Here is a 13,817-nt window from a genome sequence, read left to right on the forward strand (position 1 = left end):
GTTTCGATCCACGCCCCCGTGAGGGGGCGACCCCTCGGCCTTGACCTCGAACAGGACGCACTCGCCGTTTCGATCCACGCCCCCGTGAGGGGGCGACATCCCCGCCGACGATGCGCTCGACCTTGTCGCCCTGTTTCGATCCACGCCCCCGTGAGGGGGCGACGCTGCCACGTCCTGCACGCCCGGCACCAGGACCTGTTTCGATCCACGCCCCCGTGAGGGGGCGACTACTGGGGTGCGGCGCCCGCGAGACGAGAGCGGACGTTTCGATCCACGCCCCCGTGAGGGGGCGACGGGATGGCCGCGCTGACCGCCGCCACGCAGGCGATGTTTCGATCCACGCCCCCGTGAGGGGGCGACGACTGGGGCTTCGCTGTTGACCCAACGGTGCTGGTGTTTCGATCCACGCCCCCGTGAGGGGGCGACCCGCATTCTGGCTCGTCGGCCGGAGCGCCACGACGTTTCGATCCACGCCCCCGTGAGGGGGCGACCTCTTCCATTTGCTCCACGCCTCGGGGGTGATCGCGTTTCGATCCACGCCCCCGTGAGGGGGCGACACGCGGGACTGGAAGGACGGCGGCAACCCGGACGTGTTTCGATCCACGCCCCCGTGAGGGGGCGACGGATGGTGGACGAGGTTCTCGGCAACGAGCCGGTGTTTCGATCCACGCCCCCGTGAGGGGGCGACTCCAGTTACAGTAATCCCTTGAGCTTACGGTTGAAATGGCGAACGGCCTGCGAACCCCCGCCGAACGGATGCCCGACCGGATTCTGCCAAGCAAGGTCAGATCAGTTATCCAGTAAAATCAGATACATTCGGCATGTGCGAACCTAGCCGTCCCAGACGACACGCTACAGGTTCGCATCACAGGATCAGCGGGGCGACCAAGTTGGTTGTCGGCTTGGCGCCCACATGCTCTACGCGGCGTGTCCAGTTCGCGCCGAGATAATAGTATCGCAGGCTGTCGTGGTCCGGATCGATGGTTTCTTCCAACCGAGCCTTAAGCCGGATCCACTGAGCGGGATCAAGCTCGATCTCGAAAACCGAGTACTGCACTCGCTGGCCCCAGTCCTGACAGGCGCGAGCTACGCGGCGCAGGCGTTTTGCGCCGCCCTCTGTCTGAACCGCCACGTCATAGGTGACCAGAATCAGCATCTCAGCTCCAGAACCAGGGGGGATAGCCGTCGAGATCACCGCGCAGGTGACGTGACAGAAGCTGCGCCTGGACCCAAGGCACCAGGCCGAAGGGCAGCTTCTCGCGCAAGAAAGGATGGAAGCGTTCCTCGCGTTTGCGTTCCTGCCATGCGGTGATGACGGTCTTGCGGCCGTCATCGGTTAGACTGACGGCGCCGCTGTTGGCAGTAACGAAATCACCGGCGCGCAACTGCCGCCGGTTCACCAGCGACAAGGCCAGCCGGTCGGCAAGGGGGGCGCGCAGTTCTTCCATCAGATCAAGCGCAAGGCTGGGCCGACCGGGGCGGTCGCGATGCAGAAAGCCCACTGCGGGGTCCAGCCCGACCGTTTCGCATGCGCTGCGGCAGTCATGGACCAGCAGCGTATACAGAAAGGATAGGAGCGCGTTCATCGGATCCAAAGGTGGACGACGTGAACGGGCCGTCCATCGCAACTGGGCGTCGGGGCTACGGATCAGATGATCGAAGCTGCCGAAATAAAGCTGCGCGGCCTCGCCTTCAGCCCCGCGCAGGTCGTCCAGAGTTGCGGGCTTGAACTCGACCCGGCGCATGATCCGGGCCATGCGGTCGCTGGCGGCCGCAAGTGCGGGCGCGTGGGCGGGGTTCATATCCGACCCGTGATCGCGCAAGGCTCGGCGAAGGACCGCGCGCTGATTGGCGATCTTGCCGATCAGCAGCGCGCGCACGATATCCTCAGGCGCGTCCGAAGCGCGGTATTGTGCCCGGCGCAGCAGAACATTACCGGTGACTGGACCTTCGATCCGGGCCTCGAAACGGCCCCTGCGGTCGAGCAACGCAATGGAGATGCCAGCCCGCGCGCAGGCCCCGACCAGTGCGGGCGTCAGCAGGATCGGCCCGCAGGCGACGATCCCGGACAGCATATGCAGGGGCACGCGCCCCTTTTCGGTTCCCTCAAGCTCGGCCACGACATTTTCGCCGTCCTTGCGCAGGGCCATGCCCTCGGTTGTGGCGTAGAGCGTATTGAGCAGCTTTTTCATGGCGAACCTTCGGCTATGGCAGCCTCGACCTGGCGGCGGCGCCAGTCGCGCACCGGGCGCGAAACCGTGTCTGGGCGACACAGTTCGACCAGCGAGCAGGCACGGCATCGGTTGCGATGGGTTGTCGGCGGAGGTGTGATGCCCGAGGACAGGACGGCGGAGAGTTCCATCACAGTCGCTTCGGTGAGGGCGCGCAGATCGGCATCGAAGGGCACGGTGACCCGCCGTTTGGTCGTGGCATAGAACAGCGCGCCTTCCGGCACGGGCTGGCCGGTCATTTCCTCAAGGCATAGCGCCTGCGCGCAAAGTTGCACCTCATCGGCGCGGTGCAGCTTGGGCTTGCCGCGTTTGTATTCAACGGGAAAGCTGGTCTCCGGCGCATCCGGCGCGGGGCGGCTGAACTCGACCAGATCGGCGACACCGGAAAGGTTCAGCCGTACGGAGGCCAACGGCAGGGCGTTCACGCGCCGCCCCCCGCGCCCGCTCCTTTTGCCGGCCTTGTCGGCGACGGCGTGCAGAACGTCGCCCTCGGCGGTAAAGCGGTTCTCAGCCCAGAGCCGTTCCAGATGGATCAGCGCCGCCTGACGCAGACAGTAGACGGCGTGCTGAAGGGACGAGAGGGGGATCGGTTCCATCCCGGCCGCCTGTTACCCGGCCCCACCCATCAGACCAGTTCCAGAACCTCGACCCCCTCGGCCATCTCGTCGACATTCACGCGGATGTCGTAATCGCCAAAGCGGCGGGCCGGGGGCAGGTTGTCCAGCCTTGCGTCGATCGCACGTGGCTCCCCGTCCACAATACGACGGATTTCTACCCGGTCGAACAGGGCGTGGGCAGGCGCATTGCCAAGGGCGCTAGCATGGCGGAAGACGATCAACTTGCGCGTCGCCATCTCGCCCCGCGCGGCTGAACGGTCATGTTCAAAGAGGTTCGTCAACGCCTCAAGCAGCAGATCCAGATCGGCGGTGGAAAAGCCGGTGCGTTCAGCCAGCCTGGCCGAAATGAAGCCATGCGCGACATAGAGGCCGTAAGGGACGATATGCTTGCGGCCCATGGTGCGGTTGTCGCGGCGATCGTCACCTTCCTGACCTTCGGCGGCCTTCTTCTTTTCGGCCTCATTGGTGGCGGCCATGCGGGTGATGGTGATCTCGGCGGGGAGGATGGGCTCGACGGAGCGGGCAAAGCCCATCTGCACCGGCCCGCGCACCTGCCCGCAATTGATTCCGGTGGACATGACCGCGCCGAAGGTCCGCACGTCGAAGAAATTGGCGCACATCCAGTCGCGGACCGCTGCGGCCTCGGCCTCATCCTTGGGGTTCAGCTTGGCGCCTTTTGCCTTGTCCTCGCCCCGGATCGCCACATAGGCCTGACGGTGCTGTTCGTTCAGGATAGCACCTTCCTGCACATAGATATGCATCCCTTCTTCGCCGCCGCAGGCCAGTTCGACATAGTTGCGCACCTTGCGCTTGAGGCTGACATCGGTGACCAGCCCGTGGCTGTCTTCGGGGTCCAGACGCGGCAGGTTGCCGGCGTCAGGGTCGCCATTGGGGTTGCCGTTGGTGACCTCGAAGATCAGGACGAAATCATGGCGTTGGGTCAGGGCGGTCATGCGTTATCCTCGTCGGTCGCGGGCTCAGTATCGGCGTCATCGGTTTTACTGCGGAAAAATTCGCTGCTCTGGTGGTGGTACCCCAAGGCGAACAGCGCCTGATCGCGGGCGGGCAGGGTCTGGGGAAAGGGCTCGGCCTCCGGCGACAGACGGTCGGTTATGGTGCGCAAGGTGCGGGTCAGATTGATCTCATATCCCGGCTTGATCTTGCCCAGCTTGGACAGGTGCGACATCGCGCCCCGGTCCAGCATTGCAAAGACCTTGCGTGGCGTAGCTGAAGCCGCCCCATAGTATTTGTCGCGGATCGAGGCATTCACATTCCCCAAAGCGGCACGCTGGATCTGTTCGTAAACCGCGAACAGCCGGCCGAGCTGATAGCCCGCGTTGTCGAAATCGGGATCGAGCGCCACCGGCACCTCCTGTCTGAAATTGCGTATCAGCACGGCTTTCATCAGTCCTGTGCGGATGGCGTTGATATCCCCGTCCGCGCGGATGCGGGTCAGCGCCGTGGAAAGGATCGTCAGCGGATAGGGGCCGCCGGTCAGCACCGCGCGCATGTAATCGCCCGCCAGCCGGGGCGGCAGGTTATCCATTTTGCCCTGAACCGCCAGTTCGCAAAGCTGGCGGAACATGCTGGCGGGGCCACCGCGTGGGCCGGGCTCGACCTGGATATCCTGCTGCCAACGGCGGTAACGGTCGGCGATGATGCCGAAACTTTCCTCGACCATGAAGCGCACCGACAGCCGCGCCGCATTGGGCGCCAGCCCCAGAACGGTGAAGCGGGTGCCGGGGGCGAGGTCCGGTTCCACCTTGAACAGGGGTTTTCCCTGACGCAGGCGCTCTAGCTTCAGCTCGATGTCCTTGCGAGCGGTGTCGTCATCGGCACCTTTGGGCTGCGCGTCGAACATGGTGGAAAACATATGCTCGGCCGTATCGGCGGACCCGTCATCGGGTGCTTCGGCCCAGAACACCGTCGAGGCATCGCCGATCTGGATCCGATGACCGCTGCCCTTGCCCAGAAAAACGTTCAGCACCGCGCCGTAGGCGAAGGCCGCTCGGTCCGAGATTGGCGCATTATCGCCCTGCTTGTGGCCATAGGATTCGAAAGCGTCGAGATTGAATGAGACCAGACTGGCGCCCGAAGACTGCGCGCCCCAGACACCTTTGATCGCGGGATGCAGGCGCGCAATAGGTGCATGATCGCCGGTGACAAGGCAGGCTGCGCCCGCGCCACCCTTTGCGCCCTGAACCTTTGCCCATAGCTTTCGCGCTGCCGGACGGTCATGCAGCATCTTCCGCATCAATCGGTCGGATTCCAGCGCAAAGACGATGTTGTGATCCTTCAAAACTTCGTCCCAGTTGAACTGATCCGGCGTCCAGCCATCCAGAAAGCGTAGAAAGGCGAGCAGCCCCTCATCTTCGGTCCCGTCCAGCCATTCGCGATGACAGGCTTTGAAGGCTTCGTGCTCGTCCGCCGTTCGCTTGCCTTCGCCCGCAGTCACACCAAGTGAGTAGGCGGTCTTGTCCCACAGGAAATTCGGTGCAATTCCAACGGTCCGCTTGATCGCTTGCGGCACCATCAGCACTGCCGGGACAGGCTTCTTCCTAGTCCCCTCTCGCAGGTCGTGCAATCCAGCAACCGAGCCATCGGGGTTGAGGCTGACCAGCGCCGCGATCTTTTCGCTGGAATATCCGAACGGCGGCGCATCCGGCAGCCGCTCATAGGCGTGGGCCAGCGAGGACAACACGCTCATCGCAGCACCTCGGCGCTGTCGGGGGCGGGGATGTCGATGATACCGCCCTGCATCCTGGCGCGGAAGAACATCGAGGGGCGGCCCGCAGCGGCATGGTCGATATCCCACAGCATCAGGCCAAGGTCTCCATCCTCGGCAATGGCGGTGGGCAGGGCTTCACCGGCGAGGATCAGGCGGAAATCGACGGGAAATTCGCGCGCGCCCATGCAGGGCTGATGGAAGCACCGGCCCCGTGCGGCGCGGCGGTTGAAGATGTCCAGATGCTTGCCGTCGGTGTCGTCAGGGCCGGCCTTTGGGGTCAGTTCGAAGTGCGCCTCTATCACATAGGCGGGGCGGACCAGAACGGTCGCGGCGCGCTGCTGGCGATCCGAATCAACCAGCAATTGCACCCCGCCCAGATCACCCCGTTTCATCGCGGATTTCAACGTCCCATAGGGTGCCTTGTGCCCGACCTCATTGCGGCGGATGGTCTGGGTGCGGATCGGCGCAAGCACATGGATGCGGTCGATCACCCAACGGATGGCGGGTTTCCAGTGGATCGCCTCAAGAATGCCACGCGCCGCCGAGGGGGTCAGCGCGTCATAGGTCATTCGCTCAACCTTCAACTCGGGACGCGTGAACAAGCCATAGGGGGCAGAGACATAAAGCCGGACGCCATAAGACATGAAGAAGACACTCTTCTAAATCAGATGATTATTCGCAATCTCCTTGAGAAATACCCAAGAGCGCTAACTGGTCAAGAAAAATACGAGCCTGCGACAAACTGGCCCGTGTGCCTAGAATATTGTTTCCTGCACTGACAGGATATCAGATGCTTCCCATTCCAGCCCCACCAGTTGCGAATAGAGGTCGGGCCGCGTCAGAGCCGCGAACTGATCGCCACGTACTTCGGGCGCAAGGAAGCGCACCGAGCCATTTGCAATCATCCGCGCCCGTTCCTGCGGGGGCACCTGGACGATGAAACGCTGCAACTCACGTGCGATCTTGCCTGAGCTTTCCGCGCCGCGTAGCCGCCCCTCGATCTCGCCAGGGTTGTCCACGACAATCACCGGCGCCAGCCCGCTTTCGATCATGCGGAAATCCTCGGCGATCGAGCGGAACGCGAAGTCCGTCAGGGTCGGGCCGCGTTGAACCGCTAGCCGGGGCAAAATATCCTTGGCGTCCAGACCGTTACTCCCCAATTGATGGCGCCAATAGACCTGCCGGAAATAGGCATCCACCGCCGCATCGGATTGCAAATCGCCGTGCTCGGCCATGATTGCCTTGAGATCCCCGATCAGCCCCGAAATCTCTCGCGGTGGCTGATGATCGGCGGGCTGAAATACCGTGACGATGCTGTCTTCAAGCGCATATTCGCCGCCGCGATTGACACGCCCGGCGACCTGGATGATCTGGTCCAGACCAGCTTCGGCCCGCCAGGCACGGCGGAAGGACAGATCCACCCCGGCCTCGATCAGGCTGGTGGCGATGACGCGGCAGGGTTTGCCATCTGCCAGTCGCTGCCGGATGCGGGCGATGATGTCAGCCCGATCAGCGGCGTGCTGGCGCGTGGTCAGGTGGATTGCGCCCTCAAGTTGCGCGGCGGCGCGGTAAAGCTCCAGCGCATGGCGGCGGATGTTCACGACGATCAGCGATTGCGGATGTGCAGCCAGCGCCTCGACCAGCGCGGCATCGTCCATGATGCCGCCATGTTCGATCCGGGTGCGCCGCAGCCGCGCATTCAACCCGGCGGGGTCCGGGGCCAGTTCCCGCCCGGCCAGCGGCAGGCCGAAGACGGTATTGACCGCTTGCCCGCGCACCATCTGCTTGCCCGTCAGCCGCTCATCCAGCGCCGGTTGCGTCGCGGTGCAGAGCACGATCGAGCAGCCGTAATGTATCGAAAGCGCGTCCAGCATCCGCAGACACGGCGCCAACAGGCCGCGCGGCAGGGTTTGCGCCTCGTCCAGAATGATTGTGCTGCCGGCGATGGAATGCAGCTTGCGCGCCCGCGAGGTGCGGGCGGCGAACAGGCTTTCGAAAAACTGCACCGCGGTTGTGACGACAATGGGCGCGGCCCAGTCTTCGGTCGCCAGCCGCAGCTTGTCGCGGCCGGTTGGGTGGTCCTTTGCATCCTTGGCGACATCAATCGCGGCGTGGTGTTCCAGCACATGATCATCGCCCAACAGGCTGCGGAACTCGGCCGCGGTCTGGTCGATGATCGAAGTGAACGGGATCACATAGATAATCCGCCGGTGCCCGTGCCGCCGGGCGTGTTCCAGCGCAAAGCCCAGGGATGCCAAAGTTTTCCCGCCGCCCGTCGGCACAGTCAGGGTAAAGGCCCCGGGGGTCATGGCGGCCTTGGCGCGGACATGGGCCATCACCTCGCGCCGGATCGCGTTCACCGGCCCTTCCTGCGAAAACCCAGCCAGCCGCGCATTCAGCCGGGCAAGATGAGCGTCAAGATGCGGTTGCAATGCAGGCCAGTCGCGATCCGGCTGATAACCGTCCAGCGCGGCGTAGAACCGCTCAGTTGCCTTGAAATCGGCGTCGACCAAGCAGGAAAACACCATCCGCGCTACCAGCGACAGATCGAAGGCGGCCCGTGTGGGATCGGCCTGCCGCAGTTTGGCGTGGATCTCGGCCGGCAGGTCGCCAAGGTCCGGTGACACAACCGCGCGCCACTCCGGTGCGAGGTCGTCAGAGAACCGCTCGATCCTGCTGCGGGCGCATGCATCGCTATCAGATGCCATGTCCGGCAACCCGGCATGATGGCCCAGGATACCGTAGCCAATCACTTCAGCAGCCAGCATCTCGCCCCAGCCTGCCATAGCCGCTTCTTGGATCGCGATAGCTGCTCCTGCGGTCGAATGATCAACGCGTATGGCCCGACCGAGCAGGCGCTCCTGAAACTTCGGATGGTATTTTCCGAGATCGTGTAATCTGCCCGCCACAGCGGCAGTAAGGCCGAGTCCGAGGCACGACCCGAATCTTCCAGAAAGTTCGCCAACGTCTCGAAGGTGGTCAGCCAAACGCTCCCAGTCCGAGCGATCCTCTCTGAAACCTGAATGCGCCCAGAAGTCGGTCATGATCAAACCCGTTGGACATGGTAGACGATGAGACCATCTCCCTGCAGCGGTTGCAGAGTCGAGGGCGTATCTTTCAACGGCACTGCAAAAAGACCGCGGCGCCGGGGAGATACTCCCGCTGCGGGCGGCAGTAGAGCCTGGGCGCTGACACCAGACAATAGCCGGCCCCCGCTCCTTCCCCCCGTCCTGCGGGGGAAGGCCCTTCATCTGATCCGTATCCACACGATGCCGTTTGTCGATGGCCAGCCGCTTCCCCGCGGGCTTTTCTCCCGCCCCGCGCCAGCCATTGAAGCTTGCGCGGTCCCCGGTCGTTCTTTGCGTCCCGATGACGCCAGCACTCGCCGGTGGGTCTCGTTGTCGTGTTTCTGCGCCGGCCCAGAAGGAGTCGGTTCGGCGCGGGGTGGGGTAGTCCCCGGATCGTGTCGGAGTATTGGTGGCCCGGAACTCCGCAAACGGTGACCATCGCTCTTTTCAGGTGGCCCCGTCACGGAGGAGCGTCGGTATAAACCGTGCCGAGGGCGGCCGGACTACTGCCGGCTTGCAGAGGACGATGCCCCGCGTCCGTCGGCGTTAACCAAGGTTCTCGATTGTCCGGACTTTAGTGGATCAGTAACCTTGGGCGGCCGGTCGAACCAAAGCGACGGGTGGCACCCAGACCGAGGGCGAGTTCATGGGAAAGAAACCGAAGGCATTGCCGGCACCCCGCGCCGACAACTCGATCTACCCCCATATGGAGGTGGTTGATGGGTATCGCTGGCGGGTAGGCAGCTACGATGAGCGTGGCGTGCTGAGCACCGATCAGATCGATCAGCTTGAACAGCGGTTCGAGCTACCGCGCGAAGTGCTCGAACGATGCTCCATCGAGTTGGGGAACTGCCTGGATGAAGATGGGGCCGTCAACCTTGTAGAGGTCAAGAGGTCCGTCGCTCTCCGCCGCGCGGAGGAGACACTCCAAGACGTCAGACACGAGTCGCAGCGCGCCGCAGACAAGCTGGGGAAGTTGTCCGACCGCGTCATGCTGCTTTCCGAACAGTTCGTTGCGGACATGGACGACAGAACGGCGCTCAGGACAGCGCTCAGCAGCCTCCACGCGCAACTGACAGTAGCCCTTGAGGCAAACACGCAGCTCGGCGAGACGGCCGAACAGGTGCTGGCCCAACCGGGATCGGCAGCTGACATGTCTCCAACGGACAAGCGGAAGAACCGCGACAAGCGCCGCCAATATGTCGTCGAGACCTGCTGTTACGCCTGGCAGGATGCCCATCGGGAGGTCAGCTACACCACCCGCCCCGAAGCTGCTTCACGTCATGTGCTGCAAGGGCCACTGATCGAGTTCATCGATCATGTCGTACCGATGCTGACCAGCCCACCGGTCGAGATTGCCAGAGGCACGCTGAAGAAAGACATCGACGGCTTCCGTCGCGGTCAGAACGAACCGGACATGTTCTCGATCCCTCCGGTTTTCGGCGATTGATAACTTAGACCCATGCCGCCGGTCTTGAGATGGTCTGGGCATGGCACACATGCCCGCCCCTGCTCCTGTTTCAGCCGATACCACGGCGCTGCGCCAAGTCGACGCAGCGCTTGATCGACTGATCGCACTGCTCGCCGAACAGGCAGCGCGCGAGGCTGTGGCGGGTGCCGACAGCTTTATGGAGCCCACGAATGCCGATGCCCCGCAAGACACCTGATCGCGCCCGCGCGCTCCTCACCGTCAAGGAGGTGGCGACCCTCGACCAGTGCTCCGAGAAGACGGTGCGCCGGGCGATCGCCGCTGGCCTCCTGGAGGCGATGCGGATCGGCCCCGGCGGCCGCCTGTTGCGGATCGATCCGAGCGCCCATGCGGCCTATCGGCGCGCACTTGGCTGAGAGGCCATCGTGTCCATTATTTTCTATTGGTGTCAATTGATTAGCGATGAGTCGGGAAGAGGTCAGCAGCCATAGTTGCGGATTATCTGTGCTATCCTTCTCCCGAATCGGACGCCCTGTCCCCGCCTGTCCACCCGAGTCCCCCGCTGACCCAAGGAGCCTGTCCCGATGTCCGGTCACGTTGACCTCGATCTCGACCTCGACTTCGTACCGCCGTCGGTGCCGATGTTCTCCGATGTCATTGCCTCGATCGGTCGGCGGGAAAGCCTGAGCGCCACGCGCCGGCGGGACCTCATCTCCGGATTGCGCCGGGTAGCGCGGGCGCTCGGGCGCGATCCCCAGGAGGTGCCCTGCTATCCCCCATGGCTGCAGCCTCGCCTGGCAAAGCTCAGCCCGGCAGCCCTCGGCCTCAAACCGAAGGCATGGCAGAATGCCCTCAGCGACGCCAGAGCAGCCATGGTGCAGGCCGGGATCGTTCCCCGTCGTCAACACAGCATCCTCGACCTCTCGGACGATTGGCGGAACCTCTGGCACTCAGTGCTGGAGTCCGACGACCCGACTGTGAAGCCGGCGCTCGGCAGGTTTGTCTACTTTCTGAACCGCCGAGGGGTGGCACCGGACCGTGTCACCTCGGCGGATGCCCTCGCCTATCGTGACGCCCTTCAGCACAACGAGATCAGCAAATCGCCGGAGGTTGCCTACCGGGCCGCCGTGAACGGCTGGAACCTTGCCGTCAAGCGGATCGCGGGTTGGCCCCGGATCACCCTACCCCTTCCCTCGCGCGTGATCCGCAAATGTCTGCCGGACGATGCCTTCCCCCAACGCTTCCAGGACGAGATTACCGCGCTGATGCAAAGGCTCGCGCGGCCCGACCCGCTGGCCGATCAGGGTCGCCTGCGCGCCCTCCGACCCGCGACGCTGAAGGTCTATCGCAGCCGGATCCTGCGGTTTGCCAGCGAACTGGTCGGATCCGGTATCGAGGCGGCCGAGATCAACTCGATTGCGATGCTGCTCGCGCCCGAGATGGCCGAGCGCGGTCTGCGCCAGATGCTGCATGACAGCAACGGCCAGATTACGCCGATCATCAGCGAGACGGCCTCGCTCCTGCGCAATCTGGGCCGGACAACGCAGCAGCCCAAGCCTGCTCAGGATCGGCTCGCGGAACTGGCGCGCAAGCTCGCACTGCCGCCCCGCCGGGGCATGACGGGCAAGAACCGCGATCGGTTGCGTGTTCTTCAGGACCAGGGCACGCTCCAGCGGCTGCTCTGGCTACCGGAACGGCTCTTCGCCAAACCATCCTCCAGCAAGACCAGCAGGTTCACTGCGGCGCTCGCCCGGGAGGGCGCTGTCGCGATCGCGATCCTTCTCTACTGCCCGATCCGGGCGAAGAACCTCGCACAGATCAATATCGAGCAGCATCTGCAGCGCCCGGGCGACGGACGCGTGTACCTGGTGATCAACGAGCGAGACACGAAGAACGCTCGCCCGCTCGAGTTCGAACTGCCTGCCACTGTCGTTCGGATGATCGATCGCCACCTCGCCAGCCGGTGCCCCGAGCTCTGCCCGCGCGGCACGCCGTGGCTCTTCCCCCGCCGGGACGGCGCCGGTCCGGTCCTCTCTTCGCAACTTGCCGGCCGCATCTCCAAGCGGATTCGCAAGGAGACGGGCATCGAGATGCACACGCATCTCTTCCGCCACCTTGCGGTGATGAACTGGTTGGATGCCAATCCCGGCAGCTATGAAACTGCGCGTCGCCTCCTGGGCCATTCGGAACTGAGCCACACTATAAATCTCTATTCGGGGCTGGAGGTGACGACGGCTACCCGGGCCTTCGCCGATCTGGTCACGGCGCGCATGGAAGGACTGCCGTGAGCAGCCCGCGTCTTCACGAGGACTGGCCGCACGCGGACAAGGCCATGTGGACGCGTCTGATCTCCCCTGGCGCTCCGCTGGACGAGCGCGGGGCCTTGGCGCATGTCCGGGCGACCACGCTCGTCTCACTGCAGATGCAATACCGCCACTGGCTTCGCTGGCTGCAGAGAGCCGATCCCGCGGCGCTTGTGGAGCCACCCGAGACGCGGCTCACCCTTGAGCGCCTCCGGGCCTGGCTCAAGGATCTGGCGGGGACGCGGCCGATGACCCGTTTGGCCTATGTCAGCGCCGTTCTGCGGATTGTGAGCGCCCACGCGCCCGAACGGGACTGGTCAGCCCACCACCGCCTGCGGGCGGTCCTCAAACATGAGGCCGGGCGCGGCGATCCTTCCCGCAAGGCCGGGCGGATCATCTCCAGTGAGCGGCTACTTGCGGCCGGGCTCGTGCATGCGGGCGATCACGCGGCCCAAGCAGCGACGGAGCTGGAGCGCATGAAGCGCCAGCGCGACGGTACCATCGTGGCGCTGCTGGCCGTTCTGCCGATGCGGGCGCGCAGTCTCGCAGGGCTGCGACTGGATCGATCGATCCTGTTCACCGCGGATGCCGTACGCATCGCGCTCGATGCGGCTTTGACCAAGACAGGCACTGTCTGGGAGAGCCGTGTGACCGGGCCTGCCGAGGCAATCCTGCGCATCTACGCGGCAACCGCGAGACCGTGGCTGCTCGCACGCGGGGGTCAGCAGCACGATGCGCTCTGGGTCGGAAAGCAAGGCCAGCCGCTGTCGCAATCGGGACTCACAGACCGGATCAGAGCGGTGACGACGGTGCAGCTCGGCGCGGCCATCCCGCCGCATTTGTTTCGCGATGCCGCCGCGACGACGCTCGCGCGATCATCGCCGGACTGCGCCCGGCTCATCCGCTCGGTCCTCGGCCATGCGGGCTTCCGAACAGCCGAGCATCATTACATCCATGCCCGCACCATTGATGCCGGCCGGAACTATGCCAGTTTGATCGGGACCCTGAAGGGAGAGCGCCCGTGACCCGGACTGCAATCTACGCCCGTTTTTCGACCCAGATGCAGCGCGAGGCCTCGATCGAGGATCAGGTCCGGGTTTGCGAAGATCGCGCCCGGCGCGATGGCCTCGACGTCGTCGCCGTCCATTCCGACATGGCGATCTCGGGCAGCACTCTGCTGCGTCCGGGACTGCAGGCCGTGCTCGAATGCGCCGCCCGGGGAGAAATCGATCTGGTTCTCGCCGAAGCGCTCGACCGCCTGAGCCGGGACCAAGCCGACATCGCCGCCCTCTACAAGACCCTGAGCTTCCGCGGGGTCCGGATCCTGACGCTGGCCGAGGGCGAGATCAGCGAGTTGCACGTCGGGCTGAAGGGAACGATGAACCAGTTGTTCCTGAAGGATCTGGCGGCGAAGACCCGGCGCGGACTGCGTGGCCGGGTC

General features: G+C 64.3%; 13 protein-coding genes and 1 CRISPR repeat array. Of the genes, 6 read left to right on the plus strand and 7 right to left on the minus strand.

The window, feature by feature from the left end:
* Positions 1 to 688: direct repeats of the CRISPR family, unit length 31 nt; unit sequence GTTTCGATCCACGCCCCCGTGAGGGGGCGAC.
* A gap of 177 nt (positions 689 to 865) precedes the next feature.
* The 7 genes from cas2 to cas3 form a co-directional block, all read right to left on the minus strand.
* Positions 866 to 1,156: a CRISPR-associated endonuclease Cas2 gene (gene cas2 / locus ELI80_RS09370; RefSeq protein WP_136651088.1), complete on the minus strand. Its 291-nt coding sequence runs from the start codon at positions 1,154 to 1,156 to the stop codon at positions 866 to 868.
* 1 nt (position 1,157) lies between these two features.
* On the minus strand, positions 1,158 to 2,192 hold the full coding sequence (gene cas1c, locus ELI80_RS09375) for a type I-C CRISPR-associated endonuclease Cas1c (protein ID WP_136651089.1): 1,035 nt from the start codon (positions 2,190 to 2,192) through the stop codon (positions 1,158 to 1,160).
* On the minus strand, positions 2,189 to 2,827 hold the full coding sequence (cas4, locus tag ELI80_RS09380) for a CRISPR-associated protein Cas4 (RefSeq protein WP_136651090.1): 639 nt from the start codon (positions 2,825 to 2,827) through the stop codon (positions 2,189 to 2,191). Before cas4 ends, cas1c begins: the two co-directional genes overlap by 4 nt.
* 29 nt (positions 2,828 to 2,856) lie before the next feature.
* The gene (gene cas7c, locus ELI80_RS09385) at positions 2,857 to 3,801 is read right to left on the minus strand and encodes a type I-C CRISPR-associated protein Cas7/Csd2 (RefSeq protein ID WP_136651091.1); all 945 of its coding nucleotides are present in this window, start codon (positions 3,799 to 3,801) and stop codon (positions 2,857 to 2,859) included.
* The gene (cas8c, locus tag ELI80_RS09390; protein ID WP_136651092.1) at positions 3,798 to 5,555 is read right to left on the minus strand and encodes a type I-C CRISPR-associated protein Cas8c/Csd1; all 1,758 of its coding nucleotides are present in this window, start codon (positions 5,553 to 5,555) and stop codon (positions 3,798 to 3,800) included. The genes cas7c and cas8c overlap by 4 nt, the downstream gene beginning before the upstream one ends.
* Positions 5,552 to 6,220 carry a type I-C CRISPR-associated protein Cas5c gene (gene cas5c / locus ELI80_RS09395; protein ID WP_136651093.1) on the minus strand — a complete coding sequence of 223 codons (669 nt, stop codon included), beginning with the start codon at positions 6,218 to 6,220 and terminating at the stop codon, positions 5,552 to 5,554. Before cas5c ends, cas8c begins: the two co-directional genes overlap by 4 nt.
* Before the next feature lie 111 nt (positions 6,221 to 6,331).
* Positions 6,332 to 8,620: a CRISPR-associated helicase Cas3' gene (gene cas3, locus ELI80_RS09400; RefSeq protein WP_136651094.1), complete on the minus strand. Its 2,289-nt coding sequence runs from the start codon at positions 8,618 to 8,620 to the stop codon at positions 6,332 to 6,334.
* Positions 8,621 to 9,290: 670 nt separating this feature from the next.
* On the opposite strand from cas3, the gene ELI80_RS09405 reads away from it, so the two are divergent.
* From ELI80_RS09405 to ELI80_RS09425, 6 genes are all read left to right on the plus strand, one after another.
* A complete protein-coding gene (locus ELI80_RS09405) occupies positions 9,291 to 10,094 on the plus strand; it encodes a hypothetical protein (protein WP_136651095.1) in 804 nt (267 codons plus the stop codon).
* Positions 10,095 to 10,134: 40 nt separating this feature from the next.
* Complete coding sequence (locus ELI80_RS16055) at positions 10,135 to 10,311, plus strand: hypothetical protein (RefSeq protein WP_161596447.1); 177 nt, start codon at positions 10,135 to 10,137, stop codon at positions 10,309 to 10,311.
* The gene (locus ELI80_RS09410; RefSeq protein WP_136651096.1) at positions 10,286 to 10,489 is read left to right on the plus strand and encodes a helix-turn-helix domain-containing protein; all 204 of its coding nucleotides are present in this window, start codon (positions 10,286 to 10,288) and stop codon (positions 10,487 to 10,489) included. Before ELI80_RS16055 ends, ELI80_RS09410 begins: the two co-directional genes overlap by 26 nt.
* 168 nt (positions 10,490 to 10,657) lie before the next feature.
* Complete coding sequence (locus ELI80_RS09415; protein ID WP_136651097.1) at positions 10,658 to 12,361, plus strand: site-specific integrase; 1,704 nt, start codon at positions 10,658 to 10,660, stop codon at positions 12,359 to 12,361.
* Complete coding sequence (locus ELI80_RS09420; RefSeq protein ID WP_136651098.1) at positions 12,358 to 13,401, plus strand: tyrosine-type recombinase/integrase; 1,044 nt, start codon at positions 12,358 to 12,360, stop codon at positions 13,399 to 13,401. Before ELI80_RS09415 ends, ELI80_RS09420 begins: the two co-directional genes overlap by 4 nt.
* The coding region (locus tag ELI80_RS09425) for a recombinase family protein (protein WP_136651099.1) at positions 13,398 to 13,817 on the plus strand (420 nt) is incomplete at its 3' end. The genes ELI80_RS09420 and ELI80_RS09425, both read left to right, overlap by 4 nt.

Source organism: Paracoccus aeridis (assembly GCF_004923205.2).
Classification (GTDB): Bacteria; Pseudomonadota; Alphaproteobacteria; order Rhodobacterales; family Rhodobacteraceae; genus Paracoccus; species Paracoccus aeridis.

Excerpts from the sequence above, each read along its gene's own strand:
- cas4 (WP_136651090.1), bottom strand. The coding sequence starts at position 2,827 with ATGGAACCGATCCCCCTCTCGTCCCTTCAGCACGCCGTCTACTGTCTG.
- ELI80_RS16055 (WP_161596447.1), top strand. The coding sequence starts at position 10,135 with ATGGCACACATGCCCGCCCCTGCTCCTGTTTCAGCCGATACCACGGCG.
- ELI80_RS09410 (WP_136651096.1), top strand. The coding sequence starts at position 10,286 with ATGCCGATGCCCCGCAAGACACCTGATCGCGCCCGCGCGCTCCTCACC.
- cas7c (WP_136651091.1), bottom strand. The coding sequence starts at position 3,801 with ATGACCGCCCTGACCCAACGCCATGATTTCGTCCTGATCTTCGAGGTC.
- ELI80_RS09415 (WP_136651097.1), top strand. The coding sequence starts at position 10,658 with ATGTCCGGTCACGTTGACCTCGATCTCGACCTCGACTTCGTACCGCCG.
- cas2 (WP_136651088.1), bottom strand. The coding sequence starts at position 1,156 with ATGCTGATTCTGGTCACCTATGACGTGGCGGTTCAGACAGAGGGCGGC.
- cas8c (WP_136651092.1), bottom strand. The coding sequence starts at position 5,555 with ATGAGCGTGTTGTCCTCGCTGGCCCACGCCTATGAGCGGCTGCCGGAT.
- cas1c (WP_136651089.1), bottom strand. The coding sequence starts at position 2,192 with ATGAAAAAGCTGCTCAATACGCTCTACGCCACAACCGAGGGCATGGCC.
- cas3 (WP_136651094.1), bottom strand. The coding sequence starts at position 8,620 with ATGACCGACTTCTGGGCGCATTCAGGTTTCAGAGAGGATCGCTCGGAC.
- cas5c (WP_136651093.1), bottom strand. The coding sequence starts at position 6,220 with ATGTCTTATGGCGTCCGGCTTTATGTCTCTGCCCCCTATGGCTTGTTC.
- ELI80_RS09405 (WP_136651095.1), top strand. The coding sequence starts at position 9,291 with ATGGGAAAGAAACCGAAGGCATTGCCGGCACCCCGCGCCGACAACTCG.